Genomic DNA, 22,777 nt, shown 5'->3' on the forward strand with positions numbered 1-22,777 from the left:
TGTTAGATACACAAATAAGGGTTTTGCCAGCCGCTTATACTTTCGTCATGAATCTCTTTAAAATCCGGCGAATCGAATTTTAACCCATTTCCCTGGCTTACTACTGTTTTATAAATTTTTTTCAATGATGTTTTAACACGAAGGATATCAACTACCGGTAAAGAAAAACCCGACAATGGATAAAAATTCCGCTCGCCCCTTGGGCCAACTATCGATTCCTTGCGAAGCAGTGATTTAACAGTATCCCAATCCCGTTTTTCCAACTGTGGTTTAACGGCATTTAATGCCAGCCCGGCTTCATAGCCGAGCAGGCCATAAATATTGGCCATTTGGCCGCCGGTTGTTTCAAACTTGCTTACAAACTCCTTATTACGGGCGTTTTCAAACGTGCGGCTCCAGGAGGTTGCGGCATACATTTCAAGATCAAGGTTGGCCGTATCTTCCAGGATATCGTCATATGCCATGTTTTCAACCACGGTAAGGGGGATGTTTTTGGAAAATTCAGATTGTTTCCACTGGTTTAAAAAATCATTGCCCATTTTGCCCGCGAAAATCGCGTGGACATAAGCAGGGGTGTTCTTTTTTATTTCGGTAAAAAACGAATCGAGGTTTAACCGTTTGATATCAGCTGGATCACGTGGAATAACATGTAGGCCCATCCGTGTGGAACCGGCCGTGTTGGCCCCTTTATGAAATGCGCTGTTTAAATGGTAGCCCGCTTCATATACTGGCATCACCATCATCCCGGTATCGCCAAACTCCTTATGGGCCCAATGCCCTAAGGCAAATTGCGATTGCCAGATCTGTTGCGATGAATAAAATATATTCGGGCTTAAATGATTGAAATAGGGGATATACTCGCCCATATCAAAAAAGAAGGCGAGTTTATTAAAGTTTTCCAGCACCGGTATCAGATCCGGTATGGCTTTATAGCTCACGAGGCCGGATATCATATCTACCTGGTCAAAAAACACCATTCTGTTTACAGCCTCGATCGAGCTTTTAGCATCGCCCATTTTGGTATAAGCGGGTACAAACTGAACATCATGCTGTCGCAGCGGATCTTTAAATAAACCCAATAAGATCCCGGCCATTAAATGTTGACCATAAAATGGATAAACACCAGAATAGGGGGTTAGGAAGCCAATCTTCAGCGGCCGTATCATAAAAAATACTTAAAAAACGGTGTAGTTAATTTTAATTTCTACTTGGGAAAATGCCTTGTAAGGTTATAATATAATATAGTGCGAGATAGGGCTGCATGATGGGAAATGGCTGATTGCCGCCACCTCCGGATATACTAAGGGGCCCTAATGGTGTATTAGGTGCGTTAGTGGTGTATATCTTTTCGGTAGTAGCATTTGGCCCTGAACCCGTTGTTGGACCTTTAGCCAGATAGGTGGTATTGCTGGGGGTACCTGTAGTGCCGGCAGCATTATTCACATTAAGTGTATGTGAGTGAGCAGGCAAATTGTTACTTAACAGAGTAATGGTTTCTGAGCCACCGATTTGTCCTTCTACATAAGGTGATAAACCGGGCCCTTGTCCCTGCCCGATAGCCGTACGGCCACGCAGATCAGGTAACGCGAAAGTGGTAGTGCCATTGCCTCCGTAGGTGGTTCCCAAAAGAGAAAATACAGCGGTGTTTTGTGCAATTGACATCAGTTGCCCTTCACAGGATGCAAAACCGCGGGGCGCAAAATTGCCCGCGAATAAAAAAATCATGGCTAAGTCGGCTTCCATAAGTGTAAGTATTTTAGGTTTAAACAATATTAAGAATAATTTTGGAAATTAAGACCAAAAAAAATATTAATTTTAGTACAAAATGTCCACAAAATCAATCACTTAGCCTTTTATAAAGAGCAAGTTAAAAGTTTTTCCATTAACGTAATTTATACAACCTAAATCGTAATTTTTATGAACAAACAGCGACGATTATTTCTTAATCAGATGTCATTGATGGCCGGAATTGCAGCTTTAAATCGGCCGCTGACCTCCATGGCCTCGATTAGTAAGCGTATTTATACATTACATTTAGCGCAGCATGCTGTTACCATTTATCATACGAATGATCTGCATGGAAAAATAAATGCCGTTTATAATAATACGGGAGGTATTAATCATATAAAAAGCATACTCCTGAAACAGGAGACCAGCGGATTACTGCTGGATGCCGGTGGTTTTTTAGATAGCACCCCAAGTTTAGCCCAGCAACAAAGTGTGATACATGCCATGAACCAGATGGGGTACCATGCTGTTACCGTGGGTGATCATGAGCTGGCAAATGGGCAGGCACATTTGGCGGCACTCGCCCCGCTGATGAATTTTAAACTGGTAAATTGTAATTACCGGTTTGATGATAATTTAAGTAAATGGGTAAAACCATACCTTATTATATATAGTGGTAAATTTAAAGTAGGTATTACAGGTGTTGGGTGCCAGGTTCAGGGTGTTTTGTATCATGATGCTATACAAAGTGCCAACCAAATGGCTGCTTTATTGAAAGAAAAAGAAAAATGCGATATGGTGATCTGCCTGTCGCACCTGGGCTACAAACAAACAGGCGATACACCCGATAATAAAAAGCTGGCCCGGCAATCTGAACATATTGATATGATCATTGGGGGGCATAACCGCAAACTTACCGGGGAGCCTATTATATTACTCAATAAACGGAAACATGAGGTTGTTTTGACTCAGGCCGCCTGGGATGGGCTGATGATAGGCAAAACTGAATTTGCTTTTGAAAACGGGAAACAAAAATGTGGTTTAAAAGCACGATACCTGATAGCAGCCCCTCCAGCAAAACAAACTTTTGCAGATTCTTTTGCAGCAATTCGTTTAAAAGAAAATTTGCCTAAAAATGTGTAATAAACAAAACATAGGACGTACTCCTCAACAGAACTTTCCGCTTAAATAATATGATTATCCGTTACGCGAGGTTACCCTTACCATTTGATGCAAAAACGATGCAAACCGAGCTATTGGCTCTTGGTGGCGAATGGCAGGAGCATTTCAATACTTTTTATTACGAGGGATCCTGGACCGTACTGGCCCTGCGGTCGCCAGGAGGAGGTCGTAAAAATATTATCCCTGATCTGATGGTCGATGCCAATTATCAGGATACTTCATTGATGCCCCGTTTTCCTTCGGTAAAACAGCTCCTAGCGGGCCTGGATTGTCCGGTGATGTCTGTGCGTTTTTTAAAACTGCAGGCAGGCGCGATCATTAAACAGCACCGTGATAATGAGCTGGCTTTTGAAAAAGGGGAGGCCCGGCTGCATTTTCCGGTTATTACCAACCAGCAGGTATTGTTTTATATTGAAAATGAACGTATTCCTTTGCAGGAGGGCGAATCCTGGTATGTCAATGCCAATTTACCACACAGAGTATCAAACGAAGGCACTACAGACAGGGTCCATCTGATTATTGATTGCAAAGTAAATGACTGGCTCACCCGGATCATCAATCAATCGGATACGATATCATTTAAAAAAGAAAATACAGGGAGTGACCTGTTAATGATGATCAAAGAATTACGGCTGCAAAATACAACCGCCTCCCATAAATTAGCTGCTGAACTAGAGCAACAGTTGAGCGCTACTGCTATTTAGATGAATATGGACAAATTTCCTCTTAAAAACTGGATCCCATATAAATTGGTAAACCTGCAGGGCCAAATATACTGCCGCTGGTTAAATGCTTTTAATAAAACATTTACCGAACCTTTTTTTGATGAAACCATTTTGAAGCTTAGAGGGCTCAACAGCGCTCATTCCGCTATATCGTCGGTAAGTGATCTCTCCATGTTGGAGGAATGGGTAGGTGGTTTAAATTCTGTCGAACCAACAGCTTTCATTTTTCATATTTCACGCTGTGGCTCCACGCTTGTTTCGCAATTGCTGGCCACATCAGATCAGCACATCGTACTCCCGGAAGTCCCATTTTTTGATGACTTGCTTCGGTTGCCATACCAACATACCGGTTTTAGTCCAAAAGATGCTTCCAGCTTATTGATGACCGCTGTTAAGTATTATGGCCAAAAGAGGACGGGCCGCGAGCAGCATTTAATAATTAAAGCCGACAGCTGGCACATGTTTTTTTATGAGCAGTTACGGCCGCTTTACCCAACTGCACCTTTTATTTTGATGTACCGTGATCCGAATGAAGTGTTTAGCTCGCTCAAAAGGATCCCGGGTTTGCAGTCGGTACCGGGCCTGATCGAACCCGAAGTATTGGGATTTGCTGCTGAGGAAGAAGTACCGCAAGCCCTGGATATTTACATTGCAAAGTTGCTTGAAAAATATTTGCAGCAATATCTTAAGATCATAACAACTGACAATCACTTTCTGCTTCTTAATTATAGCGAAAGGGCTATTCCCATGATTAAAAAGATAGCCGATTTTGCCCATATAACTCTTAGTCGGCAGGATCTGGTGGATATGGATGAAAGAAGCCGTTATCATTCCAAAAAACCAGGAGAAACGTTTTCTGAAATAAGCCCGGCAGCCACACCACTATGTCTTCGCAAAGCCATGGAGCTTTATAAAGAACTGGAAGAAAGAAGAAAGGCTATTTTGGTTTGATTTATTTTATGGAACAGATGACTTACGAGTATTTTGATATCAATCAAAAGGTAATGGCTAATAGTTTATTATAACAAAGTCCCTTTTAGCATAATGGCGGCTATACTAAAATAAATAACCAACCCGGTTACATCCACCAAAGTGGCTACAAATGGGGCTGAAGATGTCGCAGGATCCAATTTTAATCTTTTTAATACCATCGGTATCATGGAACCGCTTAAAGTTCCCCATAATACGATCCCGATGAGGGAGAAAAATATGGTGATAGCCATGAGCTGCCAATGTTGTCCGTAATTATACCAGTGTAAATATTGCCAGAGGGTAATGCGCAAAAAGCCGATGGTTCCTAAGATAGTACCCAGGCATAAGCCCGATAATATTTCCCGGCGCATCACATACCACCAATCTTTTACCGATAGTTCTTTTACCGCCATAGCCCTGATGATGAGCGTCGCCGCCTGTGAGCCGCTGTTGCCACCACTAGAAATAACCAAAGGAACAAACAGGGCCAGTACCACCGCCTTGGCAATTTCAACCTCAAAATAACCCATGGCGGTTGCCGTTAGCATCTCGCTTAAAAACAAGATGATGAGCCACCCCGCCCTTTTCCTGATCAGCGAGAAGATGGGGGTATGCACATAGGGATATTCCAAAGATTCCAGACCACCAAAACGCTGCATTTCGCGCGTATCCCGCTGTTCTTCTACATCCAGCACATCATCAATACTCACCAGGCCTAATAACAGATCATCATTATTAACCACAGGCAGCGCTGTACGGTCATACTCTTTAAATTTAGCAATTGCTTCCTCCGTACTTTCTTCCATACGCAGCTGTAAACAAACCCCGTCCATAATATCGCGGATCAGTTTGTTGGGCTCATTCAATACCAGGCGCCTCACGGGGATATCATCCAATAATTTACCCTGGTCGTCCACTACATAGATCACGTTGGCAATATCAGTATCCGCATGGTTTTTTCGTAAATACTCATTGGCTTCGGCAATGGTCATATCAGCTTTTACGGTGGCAAAATCATTGTTAACCAGGCGCGCGATACTTTGCCGGGGATAGCCCAGCGTATCCTGTGTTTCTTTTTTATGCTCATCATCCAGGTACTCCAGGTAGTTTGACCGTTCCAGCGTATTTAACGAAATAAAAAAGCTGTAGCGGTCGGTAGAGTTCAACTGGTTCAGGATCCTGGCCGATTCTACTGGTGGTAAACGCTGAATGATCTTTCGCTGTAAGAAATGGGTGATATAAGGAAATAAGGTTACTTTTTTCTTATCGGCGAAGGCTTCGAAAGAACTAAACGCGGTATCGGCAGGGAGGGAGTTTAATATTTTAGCAACATCCGTAGGGTGGATCTCGGTATTTGTTCCTTTATAAAACAACGACTTTAGATCGCCACTGATGATTTTATCCTTGATTTCTGTTAAATTCATAGACATGGGTTATAGCTAAACGAATATATTCAGTTATACTTTAATACCCAACACAAATCATTTTATTGAGATTTAAATATCCTGACTTATTGCTCCCTGATTTTATTATCACGCAAACGTTTGTTTAATAACCATATATCCTGTTGATAATATTGATATTAGAAACTGCCAAATCTGGGTTTAAATCCAAGCGATTAAATCCTGGAAAACCTATTGAAACATGCAGAAGAAACCCATCCACCGCAGAGATTTTATTAAAAAACAGGCTTGTTGACAGCTGGCTTAGCTGCTGTACAGTTCCCGGCATGGAGCAAGGGTCTATTTAAACAAGACTATCCGTTGCATAATATACCGGTACAGAAAAATATTGACCCTGCATGGGTAAAATCGTTGTACAATCGTGGCGAAATAACGGCATATTATAAAAGCAAAAACGAACTTAAATATATAGGCATGCCCGTTGGTGGCCTGCATGCTGGAACGGTTTATGCCGGTGGCGATGGCAGGCTTTGGCTATGGCAAATTTACAACGAAACCTTTGAGGGCAGTCATGAAGGTATTGAACCCAAAGCCGTAAAATGGAACGACGGCACGTCAGAACGAACCATACGGGCAAGGGACGGTTCGGCCTATATAGAGCCTGCTATAGCTGATAATCTGCGGGTATTGGAGCAAGGCTTCGCCATAAAAGTAATTGTTGATGGGAAAACGTTTATTAAAGAACTGAACGAAGATCAGTGGGAAGAGATCATCTTTAAACCGGCATACCCCTTAGCCACGGTAGAGTACAAGAGTAAGGATTTCCCGGTAGCTGTGAGTTTAAAAATATACTCGCCATTTATTCCCCTCGATGCCGAAAACTCGGCCTTGCCGGCTACTATTTTAAGGCTTACCGTAAACAATACCACCAATAGCCATATCCAGGTTTCGTTACTGGGCTGGATGGAGAACGGGGCCAATAAACTTTCCGGAAAGGAAGGCACAGGTAAGCGTGTTAATCAAGTGTCGACCGCGGCTAAATCAACCAGCGTGTTTTCGTCATTTGATACAACTAATGAAGAATTGAGAAAAGTGCCGGATAGCGGTACCATGTCTTTTACCTTGCACAATAGTAACGGTAAAGCCATAGCCAGCATATCACCCTGGCCGGTTACCGGCCAGCACTTTGATCTGCCTGCTACCTCATCAGCAAGCGCAGATGCGCCTGAAAAACTCGTGGGTGGTATTTCCTTCCAACAGGATCTTGCACCCGGCAAATCACTCACTGCCGATTATTCCATCTGCTGGCATTTTAATAATCCGCACCCGAAACTGAAAAATTTAGTAAAAGATGCGGAGGCCGGTTTTCACTACGGTGCACGTTTTAAAGATGCGCAGGAGGTAAGCCGGTACCTGGATACCAACTTTGAAAAATTAAGTACTGCAACGGAACTGTGGAGTACCACCTGGAACAACTCCACATTGCCGCATTGGTTCCTGGAGCGCACCTTTGTCAATATAGGTACGCTGGCAACGGCCAATACCTATCGTTTTGCAGATGGCCGCTTTTGGAGCTGGGAAGGGGTGGGAGCCTGCCCGGGTACCTGTACACACGTATGGCAATACGCGCATTCGGTTGCCCGTATATTTCCGGAACTGGAAAGAGACCTCCGGCAGCGGGTTGACCTTGGGGTTGGTTTTAAAGAAGATACCGGGGCTATTCTTTTCCGGGGCGAAGATGAAACTCACCCGGCTATTGACGGGCAGGCCGGAACCATATTACGCTTTTACCGGGAACATCAGATGAGCGCCGATAATACCTTTCTGCAAAGCAACTGGTCTAAAATAAAAAAGGTAGTGCAGTTTATGCTGGCCCAGGATAAGAATGGCGATGGCATGACTGATAGTCCTATGGAAAATACACTGGATGCGGTGTGGGAAGGTGAAATTGCCTGGATAGTTGGCCTGTGTATAGCCGCCGCCAGTGCAGCCCATGCCATGGCTGTTGAGATGAACGACCATCCCTTTGCAAACGTTTGTGAGAAATATGTAAATGATGGCAGCAAAAACATGGAGCAGGAATTGTTCAACGGCGAATATTTTATCCACCGCGCAGACGCGATAAAGGGGCGTAAAGAACTGGGCTCCTACAATACCTGTCATATCGACCAGGTTTACGGGCAAAGCTGGGCCTTCCAGGTTGGCTTGCCACGCATCATCAGTAAGGAGAAATCGATATCGGCATTGAAGGCTTTATGGAAATACAATTTTACCATGGATGTGGGGCCCTATATCAAAACTCATATTGGAGGCAGGCCTTATGCCTTACCAGGCGAAGGCGGGATGATCATGAATACCAATCCGCATAATGAACCCAACCCTTACGGCGAAAATACCACCTGGCAATTGGGCTATTTCCATGAATGTATGAGCGGTTTTGAACACCAGGTAGCCGCCCACCTGATGGCTGAAGGTATGGTGGACGAAAGCCTGATACTTACCCGGGTTATCCATGATCGTTACCATGCCGCCAAAAGAAACCCTTTTAACGAAATAGAATGCAGCGACCATTACGCCCGTGCCATGGCCAGTTACGGCACGTTTATCAGTGCCTGTGGCTTTGCCTGCCACGGCCCGAAGGCTTATATCAAATTCGCCCCAAAATGGAACAGCACTCATTTTAAAGCGCCTTTCACCGCTGCCGAAGGATGGGGTACCTACAGCCAAAAACAAGCAGGAACAAAACAAAGCCACAGCCTGGAATTGAAATATGGTGAATTGAAGCTTAATGACATCGCTTTTGAACAAATAGCCGGAAGCCAAATAAATTCCGTAGCGGTAAAGCTGGGTAATGCCAATATCCCTTTCGCTTTTAAACGGGATGGTATCAACTTGTTCTTATCCTTCGATAAAACGATAACCATCCTCACAGATCAAACTTTAAATATCATTTTTTCCTGATCACCATCAACAGAAACATTAAACAATAGCATGTCTGTACTAAAACTATCACATCTTCCCAAGGCTCTTTTACCAGCAATCCTGCTCATTTCTGAGGTGGGCTTTGCTCAAACCAACAATAAAACGGTTCCGCCGGTACCGGAGATTCGCGCCATACAGCCGGGCGATAAAAAGATCGTTGTTCCGCAAAGCCCGGGAGGGTATCATCTGTTGTTTAAAGGCAGCGATCGCTCACCCATCATTGATAGCACGGGGGCAATTATTACCCCTTTGGTGGAGAGCAAGGTGAACCTGTATTTTCAACTGATCAGCAATCAAACAGATACGCTTAAATACGATGTTTCTAAACAAGTAACCGTTCCCGGGAAATTTGCCAATCAGGGTATCAATCCACAGCCTTTTATCATTCCGGCCCTGCGCGAATGGCATGGCGGTCAGGGTAATTATGCCTTAACATCCTCCGACCGTATAGTAGTCAATACAGCCAATAGAACTACCCTGCAAAAAGTAGCCGCTATTTTAAAAAAAGAGATCAAACAACAAACCGGGTTTAATTTAGCCATCGTAACCGGAAGGCCCGAAAAGGGAGATATTTTCTTGACCCTTAAGGAACAAGACAAAAGCATTGGCGAAGAGGGTTATTATTTTAAGGTTAATCAATACATCACTATCAGCGCGCTTCAATACCAGGGTTTGTTTTGGGGCACACGTACCTTATTGCAGCTGCTGGAGCATCAAACACACATCCCCAAAGGTATAGCCCGCGATTATCCCGAATTTAAAGTGCGGGGTTTTGTGTTGGATGACGGTCGTAAGTTTTTTAGCCTCCAATTTTTGAGGGACTATGTGAAGCTGATGTCCTACTATAAAATGAACGATTTTCAGATCCATTTGAATGATAATGGCTTCAAAAAATATTTTAATAATAGTTGGGACAGCACCTATTCGGCCTTCCGGTTAGAAAATGCCACCTATCCCAGTCTGACCGCTAAGGATGGTTCGTACACTAAAAAAGAGTTTATCGACCTACAGCAATTAGGCAACGACTATGCCGTCCGCATCATCCCCGAAATTGATGTGCCCGCGCATGCTCTCGCCTTTACCAAGGTGGTTCCCGAAATTGGGAGTAAACAATATGGCATGGATCACCTCGATCTGCATAACCCGCTTACCTATACCATCATCGAAAATATACTGAAGGAGTATCTGGGGGGAGATCATCCCGTATTTACAGGTAAGGAGGTGCATATCGGCACCGACGAATACGCCAAGAAAGATGCGGAAGCTTTCCGTGCTTTTACCGATCATTTTATCAAATATGTACAAGGCTTTGGTAAAGATGTACGGGTTTGGGGAGCTCTGACCCATGCGGCGGGTACCACACCGGTGACCGTTAAAAACGTCACCATGAATACCTGGTATAACGGTTACGCCAATCCCGTCGACATGAAGAAGGTGGGCTACAACCAGATCAGCACACCCGATGGCTGGTTATATATTGTGCCCGCCGCCGGTTATTATTATGATTACCTGGATTATAAAAATATTTACGAAAACTGGACACCATCCATGATTGGCGATGTGCGCTTCCCGGCCGGCGACCCGACCATTATCGGTGGTTCTTTTGCCGCCTGGAACGATATCGTAGGCAATGGCATCAGCGAAAAAGATGTGAACGACCGCGTATTTCCGGCCATGCAGGTTTTATCACAAAAAATGTGGGGTGGAAATCATACTGAAAGTGCTTATCCCGATTTTGCTGTAGCGAGTAAACAGGTTGACGAAGGTCCGGCTGTAAATATCAGGGGCAGGATAAGTGCAGATACAACTACGATTACCCGTTTTACTTTTGATAAAAGCGACCGCCGGGTTAAGCTTCAGGGGACTATCTATACCAAAGGCATAAAAGGACAGGCCCTCGCGTTTTCAGGCGAAAATAGTTTAGCCACATTACCTTATCCCGAGATCGGTTATAACTATACTGTTTCCTTTTGGATCAATCCTGCTGATAACCCTACAGAGGATGTGGTGCTGTTCAAGGGCCCCAATTCGGTAGTGAAATTAAAACAGGGAAACACCGGCAAACTGGGCTTCTCCAGAGATGGTTACAACTTCGATTTTGACTACGCCGTTCCAGAAAACGTTTGGACACACGTGGTGATCTCTGGTACTAACAAAGGTACAAGCCTGTACATCAATGGTGCTTTACAAAAGAAACTGTACGACGATTGGATCCAGTTCAGCGATAAAGAAAAAACAAAGGTGCGTAAGGTAGAAACCCTGTTTTTTCCACTGCGGGAGATGGGCGGCTTCCATGGTAAAATAGATGAGCTGCAGATCTGGAACAGGGCATTATCCGACCAGGAAATAGCGAACGACAAATAGCCCTAAACTTTAAAAAAGTAAAAGAACACATGATCAACACAGGCAAATCGCTTTTAAATAGGCGGCACCTACGGAGCCGATACTTTTTTGTATTTTATCTACAAACATGTTACTCCTCCGGAGTTGTGTTTGGGCGGGCTGTTAAACTCCGGAGGAGTAACATGTTTATAGCAGAAAATATTTTTATAAAGGCTCCGTTAGGTGCCTCCTATCGACCACATGATTTAAAAGCGATTTCCCTGATGATCAAAAAAATTGCCACCATTTTATCCGTGATAATATTGGGAGGATTAACAAGCCTCCAGGCCCAGAGTATTAAATTAGTAGACCCTTTAGAGCCTATATATCCCGATACCAATCATATAGAACAATATACCAATAACTACCGGCAAGAGTTTTCCTTAAATACCAATGCCGATGTTCATGTGTTGATAGAAGCAGCCCCGGGAACTACTATATCTATATCCGCCGATATCAATAAGCACCGTGTGCCGCTTTCATCATGGAGTCAATTACTCGATGTCCCTGTGGAACGGAATACAGGTTTAACCGGCAGGACCGAGATCTATAATCATCAAATCAATCCATATGTTATCCGTCGCGCGCCTTTTCGCATTTATGAGGCCATACAGCCGCTCAAACAACCCCAATTAGTAACAAGTAACAGGTTTACGGCCTTAAGTCTGACCATCGACCAATCGTTGATCTCCAAAGCCGGCGATTATTCCTGCCATATCCTGGTTAAGGGCAAGAGCTGGCAGCGTAAGGCCGTTTTTACCATAAAAGTTTATCCTGTAAAGCTGCCATCTGTGGCCGATCAGCATTTTTTCTATACCAATTGGTTCAATATAGTGCAGATGGAAAAACGACAGCACGTGGAGCGTTGGACAAAAGATTGGTTTACCATGCTCGATAAATACGCGCGACTCATGGCACATGGTCGCCAGAACTGTATCAATATCCCCGAAGAATTATTGAGCTATCACGATAACCACATCGCCCTGGACGAAAAACGACTGTTAGATTTCATAGCCGTTTTCCGGAAATATGGTTTTAAATACTTTGAATCGCCCCACTTGATGTACCGTGGCGATAATGACGATTGGAACGATCCGGAATTGAAAGTTTTCCTGACCAAAAGGCACTACCATACACCGGAAGCTAAGCTGGATGTTGACACCATGGTGCATTTGATCAAAAACTTTTGCGTTAAAAATAACCTGGAACACAGCTGGCTGCAGCATGTATCAGACGAACCTAAACAAGTACAGGCCAAATGCTACCGCGAGATAGTGGCACAAGTACGGTCCATATACCCGGCTATAAAAATTATTGAGGCCACAAATGATAGGGATAGCCTGGCCGGCAGTGTCGATCTATGGTGCCCCACCATTGACGATTACCAGGAAAACCAGGCTTTTTTTGATGAACGGAAAAAGCATAACGAAAACGTATTGGTTTATACCTGCCTAACTCCCGGCGGTAAATGGCTCAACCGCACGCTTGATGAGGAAAGACTGCGACAGGTATACTTTGGCTGGGCCGCTGCCAAATACAATACATTAGGCTTTCTGCACTGGGGCTTAAACCAATACCATGTTCCCGATCCTTTACAACAAAGCGTGGTACATCATTTTGCACCGGGCGCGGCACTCAATAACGAGCTCCCGCCGGGCGACACCCATATTATTTATCCCGGTGCGGATGGGCCGCTGTCGTCCCAGCGTTTTGAATCGCAACGGATCGGTATTGAGGATTATGAACTATTGAAAATGCTGCAAAGCAAGGATAATACAGCAGCAGCCGGTATTATCGGGCAGATTTTCAATAGTTACAATGATTACAATACATCGGTACAAAAATACCGGCTGGCAAAGGCCCAATTATTGAAAGCTTTATCTGTAAATTCAACTGAACTTATCTCCAAATAAACAATTACCATGACGATATTTTCCTGTAATCTGAAACATGCGTTCGCAGCCATGATCTGTTTTTTTATGCTGATAGGACTATGTTCCCCGATTAACGCTCAAACTAAACCGCAGGCCGACTGGCTGCTTAACCCAACCGCTTATAAAGCGGTGATCAAAGCTGCTCCCTCTGGTAAAGAGATCACGCTGAATAATGGCTTGGTTAAAAGAACTTTTAGGTTGAGTCCCAATTTGGTTTGTACAAATTATACGAACCTGGTTAACGGACAACAGTTGTTACGCTCGGTTAAGCCCGAGGCCCGTTTAACCATTAACGGTAAAAGTTATAATGTAGGTGGATTGATAGGGCAAAAAGAGAACGCCTACCTTTTGCCCGAATGGATCGATAATTTCAGTGCCGGTAAAAACGATTTCCAGCTAAAACGTTTTGAGATCAAAGCGCTGGTACCCAGTCTTAACTGGAAAAGTAAATTCTGGGCAAGCAATCATCATCAACCCGCTGGCCAGCAGATCGATTTCCTCTACCTTCCCGCCGCGCCTGAGCTAGCAGGATTGGAGGTTACGGTTACCTATGAACTGTATGATGGCTTACCGCTGATTGTTAAATCACTCCGGATCAATAACAAGCGCGATCAGTCATTTAAGATCAATAGGGTGGTTAGCGAGGTGTTGGGTATGGTAGAGGAGCAAAGCGCCGTGGTTGGTACACCCGCCAATATGGCCAAACCGCAGGGCATATATTTGGAGACAAATTATGCCTTTAACAATGCCATGCGGTATGATCTGAGCGACCAAACCACGCACTGGAAAGCTGATTCAACCTATACCTCGCAGGTAAATTATGATTATCAGACCCCATGCCTGCTGGAGGTCTACCCGGATAAGGCGCCCGGTATTGATCTGCAAAAAGGAGAAACTTTAAACTCCGTACGCACAAACGAGTTACTGATGGACAGTTACGACCGGGAACGCAGGGGACTGGCTATCCGTACCATGTACAACACCATAGCGCCCTGGACAACCGCCAACCCCATATTTATGCACCTGGTGAGCCGCAATGATGAAGAGGTACACACAGCGATAGATCAATGCGCGGCAACAGGCTATGAGGCCCTGATATTGAGTTTCGGTAGCCATTGCAATATGGAGGATACCTCTGCCGTTAACATCAAAAGATGGAAACAACTGGCTGCTTATGCGCATAGCAAGGGGATCTTTATAGGGGGATATTCCCTGTTTAGTTCGCGCCGAATAAGTGATGAGGATGATGTGATCAACCCTAAAACAGGCAAACCCGGCGGGGCTTTCTTTGGCAACGCGCCATGCTTCGGCAGTAAATGGGGACTGGCCTATCGCGATAAAATAAAAACCTTTTACGCGCAAACAGATTTCGATATCTGGGAAAATGATGGCCCGTATCCCGGCGACGTATGCGCATCGACAACGCATCCAGGGCATAAAGGCCTGGACGATTCGCAATGGCGGCAAATGGAGATCCAAAAGGATCTGTATCATTCCCTGCATGAAAAAGGCGTATATATCAACGCCCCCGATTGGTATTTTTTAGATGGTACCAATAAAATAGCGATAGGTTATCGCGAAGTGAATTTCTCGCTCTCGCGCGAAGAGCAGATGATCCTGAACCGTCAGAATATTTTTGACGGTACCTGGGAAAAAACGGCCTCCATGAGCTGGGGATTTGTGCCGCTAACCAAATACCAGGGCGGCGGTCCGGAAGCGGTGCTGGAACCTTTGAAAGACCATCTGAAAGATTACGAACAATTGATGGCCCAGTATTACGGGGCAGGGGTACAAGCCTGCTATCGTGGTCCGCGGTTATATGATACGGAGGTCACTAAGCAAACCGTTATCAAAGTGATCAATTGGTACAAAAAATACCGCGATATACTCAACTCGCAGATCATTCACCTGCGCCGGGCCGATGGCCGCGATTGGGACGGGATCTTGCATGTAAACCCCAACCTACAAACCAAAGGCATGCTGATGCTGTATAACCCGCTCAAGCAAACCATCACCCGTACTGTCAGCATCCCGTTGTACTATACCGGGCTGACCAGCACGGCTACGGTTCAGGAACAGGAAGGCCCCGCGAAAAAATACACGCTAAGCCGTGACTATAAAATAACCTGCACTTTTACCCTGAAACCCGAAAGTTACACCTGGGTACAGATCAAGTAAGGGTTTGGGGAGATTTTTGGAGTATGGATTTGGGAAGCAAGGAGCAAGGACGAAAAGAGTAAGGAGCAAAGACAAAATATAAAAAGTATGTCATTGCGCGTAGCGTGGCAATCTCGTAGCTATTCCTATTGATTAGAACGTGATGAGATTGCTTCGTACCTCGCAAAGACATGGTATAGAAATTTTCGAATCTCCCTGATTTTTCGTATATTTATATCAACACCAGCCCGGATCTCTTTTTTTAGAGACCCGGGCTGTTTGGTTAAAGGGAAAATAAGACCAAAAACCGACCGTTTTTCACTTAGTTAATTGATATTCAATAAATTAATACTTTTTAAACCTTTCAAAACCCACCAAAAATTTGTTAAAAAGTGTTAAAATGGCGTTAAAAAAGTGTTAAATGGATAAAAAACAAGCCTTTTTGCCCCTGTTTTGACTAAAAAAGTGTTAAAATTTAAGGTTTAAAAAGTTTTTTCTTACCTGATCAAGATAAGAATGATAGCCAGCAACGCCGGTACCGCCTGAATAAAGAATATCTTTTTGGTTACGGTAAGCGCTCCGTAAATTCCCGCTACGGCTACACAGATCAGGAAAAACAAGGCAACATTGGTATGCCACTGAGCATCGCTGATAAAAAATGTCCAGATCAAACCGGCTGCTAAAAAACCATTATATAAACCCTGGTTTGCAGCTAAAACCTTACTCTTTTCCAGTTCCTCCAGTGGTTTGTTAAAGGCTTTAGGTCCACGGGTTGTCCAGGCGAACATTTCCAGCCATAAGATATAGCAGTGTATAAGGGCTACCAGGCCAATAAGTACTTTGATAATAAGATCCATAGGTTTATGATTTATAGGATATAAATGTAGTAAAATGTGAATGATATATTAAGTCTGGATTTCTGTTATAGCAATAAAGCTTTGCCTCTATTTAGTTAGACCTTCCTACATAAGATGAATATATAGCTTACCTTTTTGCTAAATAAGCTTAATTATTGCGAGTATTATAATTGCCGCTAATAATTGTTGTGATTTTTATTAGATAGTATTATTTGTATCAGTCAATTTTGGAAATTATTCTATTTGTTTGGATACTTATTAAAAAAAATAAAAAAGTTTGCTTAAAAAATCAGAATTAATTAATTATGTTTGAATAATAAGCAATTATTTATGGAAGGTAGGCATAAGCAAATTAAAAGTGCCCAATTAAAGAGTGATATCTTAAAGCAATTGTATTTTAAAAAATCGCTACTATATAGTGAATTAAGCGCGATTTATAACAAAAGTATTCCTGTAATAAATAAAATAATAAACCAGTTGATCAAAGAGGGCTTCGTAGCCGAGATTGGTTATGCTGCATCGAGTGGGGGGAGAAGGCCCCTGATGTATTCGGTAAAACCAGATGCTATGTACATCATGGCTATAGCGATGGATCAGTTCTCGACCCGTATGTTAATTATGGATCTGCATAACGAGCCGATAACGGAAGTTGAAATGATAGCATTGTCGCTAAATGCTAATCCAGAGGCTTTGCCGCAACTGATAGATCATATTAACCATTGTATCGTCAATAGTGGGATAGATAAGGCCAGGATACTTGGAATTGGAATTGGTATGCCAGGTTTTGTTAGTGTTTCTGATGGCATGAATTACTCCTACCTGGATACAGGCGGCGAAAAACTAACAGAATATATTCAACGCGCTACCGGACTACCGGTATATATAGATAATGATTCGAGTTTAATTGCACTGGCCGAGCAAAAATTTGGCGCAGCACGATCAAAGGACCAGGCCATGGTTATTAACCTGGGTTGGGGTATAGGGCTGGGGATGATAGTTAACGGTGAGATTTTTAGAGGAAGTGATGGCTTTGCCGGTGAATTTAGTCATATCCCTTTATCTGAGGACGGTACGCTATGCCTTTGTGGTAAACAAGGTTGCCTGGAAGCCGAAGCATCAATGCTGGTTGTAACTAAAAGAGCAATAGAAGGCATCAATCAGGGCAAACTATCCTCATTAAAGTCATTTATTAATGAGCCATTGGAAGTGATCGCGAAAGCCATTTTTGATGCAATAGATATTGGTGATCAATATGTGATAGATCTGCTTTCAGATGCGGGCTATAAAATAGGGAAGGCCCTGGCCATACTGATACATATTATGAACCCGCGCGCTATAGTTTTAAGCGGTCGGGGTACAAAAGCCGCTAAAATAATGCTGGCTCCTATACAACAGGCATTAAATAAATATTGTATTCCCCGATTGGCGGCAAAAACAGAACTGCTCATTTCATCATTGGGTTTTGATGCCGAACTTTTAGGGGCCGCAGCCCTGGTCATGGAATATTTAGACGATGATATTTTAACTACACACTTTAATCAACAGCCTATGGATAAAACACGCTAAGAAAACACAAACAAAAATTTCAAAATTACTATAACCGCTTAATCATGAAAAAAACATTACTCGCATTAATAATGCCCTGTTTGGCTATTGGAGTCAACGCCCGCACAATGGCCGGCTTTAGGGTAGCAGATAATCTGCACATTATAAAAAACAATACCACGAAAACCTTAAATGCGATTGACGCCATTAAAGGAAACGTGAAAGACGCCAGCGGCCAACCGCTTATTGGCGTTAATATACAGGTAAAAGGAACCAGCCGGGGGACACAGACCGATGCAAATGGTGCCTTTACTGTACAAGCCAGCGCCGGCGAGGTATTGGTTGTTAGCTACATAGGATACGCAAAAAAAGAAGTAACCGTAGCAGGGCCGGCAGTAGCCCTTAATATTGTGCTTTCAGAAGATTCTAAAACACTGGGCGAAGTTGTGGTTACCGCTTTAGGTATTAAAAAATCCGAAAAATCAATTACATACGCTTCGCAGCAAATAGGTGGCGGTGAGCTTACCCGTGTAAAAAGCGATAACCTGATGAACTCCCTGAATGGTAAAATTTCGGGTGTTACGATCTCGCCAAGCGCGTCAGGCGTGGGTGGTTCGGCTAAGGTTATTTTAAGGGGTAATAAATCGGCCGCTGGTAATAACCAGCCTTTATACGTAATTGATGGTATACCTATTTCCAACGGTTCCAACTCAAACGGACAACCCAATAACACATTCGGAACCAGCGTTGGGCAAGGTGGCATGGCATCAGCAGCATCTACCAACCAGGATGGTGGCGATGGTATATCAAACCTGAATCCCGATGACATCGAAAGTGTTACTATATTAAAAGGTGCTTCCGCATCAGCATTATATGGTAGCCAGGCGCAAAATGGTGTTATCCTGATCACGACCAAAAAAGGTAAAGCCGGTAAAACCTCTATTAGTTTTACCTCATCAGCCACAACGGATCATATTGCCTATAAACCTGAGTTTCAAAATTCATATGGGCAAACTCCCGGTGGTGCAGACAGTTGGGGCGCCAAAATATCCAGCGGGCATGATAATCTTTCAGAGTTTTACCAAACTGGTACCAATTTTACCAATTCTATAAATCTTTCCGGTGGTTCTGAAATTGCGCAAACATATTTTTCTTACGCCAATACTACTGCCAGAGGTGTTGAGCCTGGTAACAAGCTGGTTCGTAACAACCTTAACTTTCGCGAAACCGGTCATTTTTTAAATGATAAATTAACGGTTGATGGAAATATCACCTATGTTGATCAGAAAATAAATAACTCACCGGGTCTGGGTTTGTATTTAAATCCTTTAACCGGCTTATACCTATTCCCCCGCGGACGCGATATCCTTCCATATAAAAATCAATTTGAATTACCACCAGTGCCTATTACTGGAAACGGTGCTCCGACACAGAATTGGCCTTTTAACGAAGATATTCAACAAAATCCATGGTGGACAACCCAGCGCGATCCAAACACGGCTCAGCGTAATCGTGTGCTGATAAACGGTAGTGTTAAATATGATTTTAGTAAATGGTTAAGTCTGCAGGTTAGGGGAAATCTGGACCGTTTTAACGACGTTTATGAGCAGGATCTGTATGCAGGTACCAATCCTGTTTATGCCAAAGCAAATGGTCAGTTACTGTTAACCAATCAAACTACCGAGCAAAAATATGGTGACGCGTTACTAACTTTTACAGTGCCTGGTAAATCTGATTTTAAAGTTGATGGTGTTCTTGGTGCAAGTATAACTGATTCAAAGACAGCTGGTACCATTATAGGCCCAAATTCGCTGAATGCTTACAATGATCCAGGACTTTTAATACCTAATGTATTTTTGCCCGAAAATCTGGTTTCGGCAGATGGCGCGCCTCCGGTTAATTCGCTTCCGGCAAATCATAACCAAATACAATCATTATTTGCCAATGCTAACTTGTCTTACAAAAACTGGGCGTTTTTAACCCTGACAGGCAGGAACGATTGGTCGTCAAATCTGGCATTTACACCTAACAGCTCCTATTTTTATCCTTCTGCAGGTTTGTCATTCATCTTAAACCAGATGTTTGAATTGCCTAAAGCTATTTCTTATGCTAAAATCAGGGGAACCTATGCAGAAGTTGGTAATACAGTACCATCGTATGTAACTAACCCGTTAACGCATATTATCCCTGGCGGTGTAGTTTTAAACTCTGTGGCTCCTTTCCCGCAGTTGAAGCCTGAAAGAACAAAATCATTTGAGTTGGGCTTTGATTCTCGCTTTTTTGATGATGCCTTAACGGTTAATTTTACCTATTACAAATCCAATACAAGAAACCAATTCTTCCGGATCACACCTTCTTTTGTGACCACTTACTCTCAAGGGTTTGTTAATGCCGGGAATGTTCAAAACTCGGGTATTGAGTTTATGGTGGCTTATGATGTAATTAAAAACAGTTCCTTCACCTGGAATACTGCTTTCAATGGATCTACCTTTAATAATAAAGTGATAGATGTTGATTCAAAAGATGGTATCGATCAGTTTATTTTAACAACAAGCTCAAATAACTCTTATGAATCTGTACTGGCTAAAGGTGGTTCATACGGTGATATTTATGGAGTTACTTTAAAACATGATGCACAGGGCCGTATTATGGTTGGTGCCGATGGAAAACCAATTACAGAAGATGGGTTTAATTATATCGGTAACCCTAATCCCAAATTCCAATTAGGCTGGAATAACACATTCAATTACAAAAAATTCACCGTAAGCTTCCTGATTGACGGCAAATTTGGCGGACAAGTATTGTCATTAACGCAAGCTGTAATGGATAAATATGGTGTTTCACAAGTAACAGGTGATGCGCGTAATGCAGGTAGTGTACAAATTAATGGTGTTGATCCAACTGGTAAAGCAGTTAGCAGCGTTGATCCTAAATTATGGTATACTACTATCGGCGGTCGCGATGGTATCTCAAGCCAATACATATACAGCGCCACAGTGGTACGTTTGCGTGAAGCCTCTGTAGGTTATACGTTGCCGCTTACCGGAAGTGTATTTAAAAGCCTAAGACTTTCACTAACTGGCAGAAATTTATTGTACTTCCACAAGAAAGCTCCTTATGATCCAGAGGTTACCATGTCAACCGGTAACAGTCTTTCTGGCGTTGATACCTTTAACCAGCCGGCAACACGTAATATTGGTTTTAACCTGAATGTTACTTTATAAAATATTCACTTTTAAAAATGAAAGTAATGAAAACACATTATAAATTAATTGTACGCTCCGGCTTTAACTACGGGATGGCCGGGCTGCTTGCAATGGTAATATTTACTTTTACCAGTTGTAAAAAGAACTTCGAAAAATTCAATACAGATAATACAGGTGTTAAGGATTACCCTGTTGGTTTGGTATTTCCAGGGTTACAATATTCAGTTTTTAATGAAGAGGGCGGGTATCAGCTTGATCAGAACCTGAATGCCGATTGCTATTCGGGCTATATGATGTCTCCAAACCCATTCAGGGGAAACATTAACAACCTGAACTATAGTTTAGTTGATGGCTGGAACCAGCAGATTTTTATCGATTCCTATTCAACCTCCTTATTCGCTGTTAATGGTATTGCCAAAACTGGCGCCAAAGCCAATCTTCCGGATTTTTGGGCGATAGCCCTGATATTAAAAGTAGAGATTATGGATAGGGTAACCGATAAATACGGGCCGATAGCTTATAGTAAAGCAGGTTCTGTTATATTGAATACGCCCTATGATAGTCAGCAAGCCGTTTACAATCGGTTCTTTTTGGAATTGGATACAGCCGCGGCTAATTTAAATACATTTATTGCAGCTAATCCTGGCAAAACGCCTTTTGCAACATATGACAGGGTTTATGGTGGCGATTATACCAAATGGCTTAAATTTGCTAACTCGTTACGGTTACGCCTGGCTATGCACCTTACTAAAATAGATCAGACAACCGCTCAGGCGCAAGCTCAAAAAGCTTTGACGGCTCCTGGTGGTTTGCTTACAACTAATGATGACAATGCCGGCATTTCTGGCTCAGGATACCATAATCCACTTTTTACAATTACCACGAGCTGGACTGATATAGCAGCCGGAGCTTCTTTGGAATCATATATGGTAGGATATAAGGATCCGCGTTTGCCTAAATACCTGTCGCCGGCTACCGATACGCATTTTGCCGGTCAGTATAAAGGTATCCGTATAGGTTCGGCAGTTACCGCAAAGCCTGGTTACAACGGCTTCTCTGTTTTAAATCCAAACACTATTGTGGCATCTGGATCGCCTATGATGATGATGACCGCTGCCGAAGTCTGGTTTCTGAAAGCAGAAGCAGCGTTGCGCAACTGGCCGGGTGCGGGTGACGTAAAAACCAATTACGAAACCGGTATAAATACATCCTTAGCTCAATGGGGAGTTTCAGGTGGTAGTTATGTTAGTGATGCGGTTAGTAAGCCTAAGGATTATGTAGATCCTTTGAATGCTGCTAATAATGCAACCGCGGTTTCATCGATTACAGTTGCCTGGAACGCAGGGGCTACTAACGAGCAAAAACTGGAGCGGATCATTACCCAGAAATGGCTGGCTATGTTCCCGGAGGGTCAGGAAGCATGGACAGAGTTTCGCAGAACCGGTTATCCTAAATTATTTACGGTTGTAAATAATAATAGCAGCGGAACGATTGATACTCAAATCCAGATCCGTAGGCTGGCATACCCTCAAAATGAATATACGACCAATGGAGCCGAAGTGCAAAAGGCCGTTACCTTACTGGGAGGCCCGGATAATGGTGGCACAAGAGTATGGTGGGATGTAAACAAAGCAAATTTTTAATTGAAGCATTAAAGCAGCATCCAAATGCTGGTTATCTTATAAAAACAAAGTGGCCCTTATA

The 22,777-nt window shown here is 43.2% G+C and carries 14 protein-coding genes; 10 read left to right on the forward strand and 4 right to left on the reverse strand.

From position 1 onward, the window contains the following. Positions 1 to 2: 2 nt before the first annotated feature. Together BLR84_RS05110 and BLR84_RS05115 are read right to left on the reverse strand one after the other, a co-directional pair. Positions 3 to 1,166 (reverse strand): ABC transporter substrate-binding protein, encoded by a 1,164-nt coding sequence (locus BLR84_RS05110; protein WP_090465232.1) that lies wholly within the window; start codon positions 1,164 to 1,166, stop codon positions 3 to 5. 31 nt (positions 1,167 to 1,197) lie between these two features. Further along, the gene (locus tag BLR84_RS05115) at positions 1,198 to 1,743 is read right to left on the reverse strand and encodes a phage tail protein (RefSeq protein ID WP_090465235.1); all 546 of its coding nucleotides are present in this window, start codon (positions 1,741 to 1,743) and stop codon (positions 1,198 to 1,200) included. 174 nt (positions 1,744 to 1,917) lie between these two features. Between BLR84_RS05115 and BLR84_RS05120 the strand changes: the two genes are divergently transcribed. The 3 genes from BLR84_RS05120 to BLR84_RS05130 are packed head-to-tail and all read left to right on the forward strand — an operon-like array spanning position 1,918 to position 4,586. Continuing rightward, positions 1,918 to 2,871 carry a metallophosphoesterase gene (locus tag BLR84_RS05120; RefSeq protein ID WP_090465238.1) on the forward strand — a complete coding sequence of 318 codons (954 nt, stop codon included), beginning with the start codon at positions 1,918 to 1,920 and terminating at the stop codon, positions 2,869 to 2,871. A 50-nt stretch (positions 2,872 to 2,921) separates the two neighbouring features. Beyond that, positions 2,922 to 3,614 carry an aspartyl/asparaginyl beta-hydroxylase domain-containing protein gene (locus BLR84_RS05125; protein ID WP_090465240.1) on the forward strand — a complete coding sequence of 231 codons (693 nt, stop codon included), beginning with the start codon at positions 2,922 to 2,924 and terminating at the stop codon, positions 3,612 to 3,614. Between the two features lie 6 nt (positions 3,615 to 3,620). Beyond that, positions 3,621 to 4,586, forward strand: coding sequence for a sulfotransferase (locus BLR84_RS05130; RefSeq protein WP_176851953.1), 966 nt, complete (start codon positions 3,621 to 3,623; stop codon positions 4,584 to 4,586). 68 nt (positions 4,587 to 4,654) lie between these two features. Here the strand turns inward: BLR84_RS05130 and mgtE are convergent, their stop codons facing one another. Continuing rightward, positions 4,655 to 6,031: a magnesium transporter gene (gene mgtE, locus BLR84_RS05135; RefSeq protein WP_090465245.1), complete on the reverse strand. Its 1,377-nt coding sequence runs from the start codon at positions 6,029 to 6,031 to the stop codon at positions 4,655 to 4,657. A 270-nt stretch (positions 6,032 to 6,301) separates the two neighbouring features. Between mgtE and BLR84_RS05145 the strand changes: the two genes are divergently transcribed. The 4 genes from BLR84_RS05145 (at position 6,302) to BLR84_RS05160 (ending at position 15,486) form a co-directional block, all read left to right on the forward strand. Then, a complete protein-coding gene (locus BLR84_RS05145) occupies positions 6,302 to 8,971 on the forward strand; it encodes a GH116 family glycosyl hydrolase (protein WP_143013831.1) in 2,670 nt (889 codons plus the stop codon). A 30-nt stretch (positions 8,972 to 9,001) separates the two neighbouring features. Continuing rightward, positions 9,002 to 11,356 (forward strand): family 20 glycosylhydrolase, encoded by a 2,355-nt coding sequence (locus BLR84_RS05150; RefSeq protein WP_090465254.1) that lies wholly within the window; start codon positions 9,002 to 9,004, stop codon positions 11,354 to 11,356. Positions 11,357 to 11,598: 242 nt separating this feature from the next. Then, positions 11,599 to 13,287 carry a DUF4091 domain-containing protein gene (locus BLR84_RS05155; protein WP_176851954.1) on the forward strand — a complete coding sequence of 563 codons (1,689 nt, stop codon included), beginning with the start codon at positions 11,599 to 11,601 and terminating at the stop codon, positions 13,285 to 13,287. Positions 13,288 to 13,296: 9 nt separating this feature from the next. After that, on the forward strand, positions 13,297 to 15,486 hold the full coding sequence (locus BLR84_RS05160; protein ID WP_218128207.1) for an alpha-galactosidase: 2,190 nt from the start codon (positions 13,297 to 13,299) through the stop codon (positions 15,484 to 15,486). Between the two features lie 476 nt (positions 15,487 to 15,962). Here BLR84_RS05160 and BLR84_RS05165 read toward each other — a convergent pair whose 3' ends face one another. Next, complete coding sequence (locus BLR84_RS05165; RefSeq protein ID WP_090465260.1) at positions 15,963 to 16,322, reverse strand: DUF1304 domain-containing protein; 360 nt, start codon at positions 16,320 to 16,322, stop codon at positions 15,963 to 15,965. A 477-nt stretch (positions 16,323 to 16,799) separates the two neighbouring features. On the opposite strand from BLR84_RS05165, the gene BLR84_RS05170 reads away from it, so the two are divergent. The 3 genes from BLR84_RS05170 to BLR84_RS05180 are packed head-to-tail and all read left to right on the forward strand — an operon-like array spanning position 16,800 to position 22,716. Then, positions 16,800 to 17,888, forward strand: coding sequence for an ROK family protein (locus tag BLR84_RS05170; RefSeq protein WP_255366860.1), 1,089 nt, complete (start codon positions 16,800 to 16,802; stop codon positions 17,886 to 17,888). Between the two features lie 44 nt (positions 17,889 to 17,932). Beyond that, positions 17,933 to 21,091, forward strand: coding sequence for a SusC/RagA family TonB-linked outer membrane protein (locus BLR84_RS05175; RefSeq protein WP_090465264.1), 3,159 nt, complete (start codon positions 17,933 to 17,935; stop codon positions 21,089 to 21,091). A 26-nt stretch (positions 21,092 to 21,117) separates the two neighbouring features. Next, complete coding sequence (locus BLR84_RS05180) at positions 21,118 to 22,716, forward strand: SusD/RagB family nutrient-binding outer membrane lipoprotein (protein ID WP_218128208.1); 1,599 nt, start codon at positions 21,118 to 21,120, stop codon at positions 22,714 to 22,716. The last annotated feature ends 61 nt before the right edge of the window (positions 22,717 to 22,777 follow it).

The organism is Mucilaginibacter sp. OK268 (assembly GCF_900103125.1).
Classification (GTDB): domain Bacteria; phylum Bacteroidota; class Bacteroidia; order Sphingobacteriales; family Sphingobacteriaceae; genus Mucilaginibacter.

Excerpts from the sequence above, each read along its gene's own strand:
- BLR84_RS05110 (WP_090465232.1), bottom strand. The coding sequence starts at position 1,166 with ATGATACGGCCGCTGAAGATTGGCTTCCTAACCCCCTATTCTGGTGTT.
- BLR84_RS05115 (WP_090465235.1), bottom strand. The coding sequence starts at position 1,743 with ATGGAAGCCGACTTAGCCATGATTTTTTTATTCGCGGGCAATTTTGCG.
- BLR84_RS05120 (WP_090465238.1), top strand. The coding sequence starts at position 1,918 with ATGAACAAACAGCGACGATTATTTCTTAATCAGATGTCATTGATGGCC.
- BLR84_RS05125 (WP_090465240.1), top strand. The coding sequence starts at position 2,922 with ATGATTATCCGTTACGCGAGGTTACCCTTACCATTTGATGCAAAAACG.
- BLR84_RS05130 (WP_176851953.1), top strand. The coding sequence starts at position 3,621 with ATGGACAAATTTCCTCTTAAAAACTGGATCCCATATAAATTGGTAAAC.
- mgtE (WP_090465245.1), bottom strand. The coding sequence starts at position 6,031 with ATGAATTTAACAGAAATCAAGGATAAAATCATCAGTGGCGATCTAAAG.
- BLR84_RS05150 (WP_090465254.1), top strand. The coding sequence starts at position 9,002 with ATGTCTGTACTAAAACTATCACATCTTCCCAAGGCTCTTTTACCAGCA.
- BLR84_RS05155 (WP_176851954.1), top strand. The coding sequence starts at position 11,599 with ATGATCAAAAAAATTGCCACCATTTTATCCGTGATAATATTGGGAGGA.
- BLR84_RS05160 (WP_218128207.1), top strand. The coding sequence starts at position 13,297 with ATGACGATATTTTCCTGTAATCTGAAACATGCGTTCGCAGCCATGATC.
- BLR84_RS05165 (WP_090465260.1), bottom strand. The coding sequence starts at position 16,322 with ATGGATCTTATTATCAAAGTACTTATTGGCCTGGTAGCCCTTATACAC.
- BLR84_RS05175 (WP_090465264.1), top strand. The coding sequence starts at position 17,933 with ATGAAAAAAACATTACTCGCATTAATAATGCCCTGTTTGGCTATTGGA.
- BLR84_RS05180 (WP_218128208.1), top strand. The coding sequence starts at position 21,118 with ATGAAAACACATTATAAATTAATTGTACGCTCCGGCTTTAACTACGGG.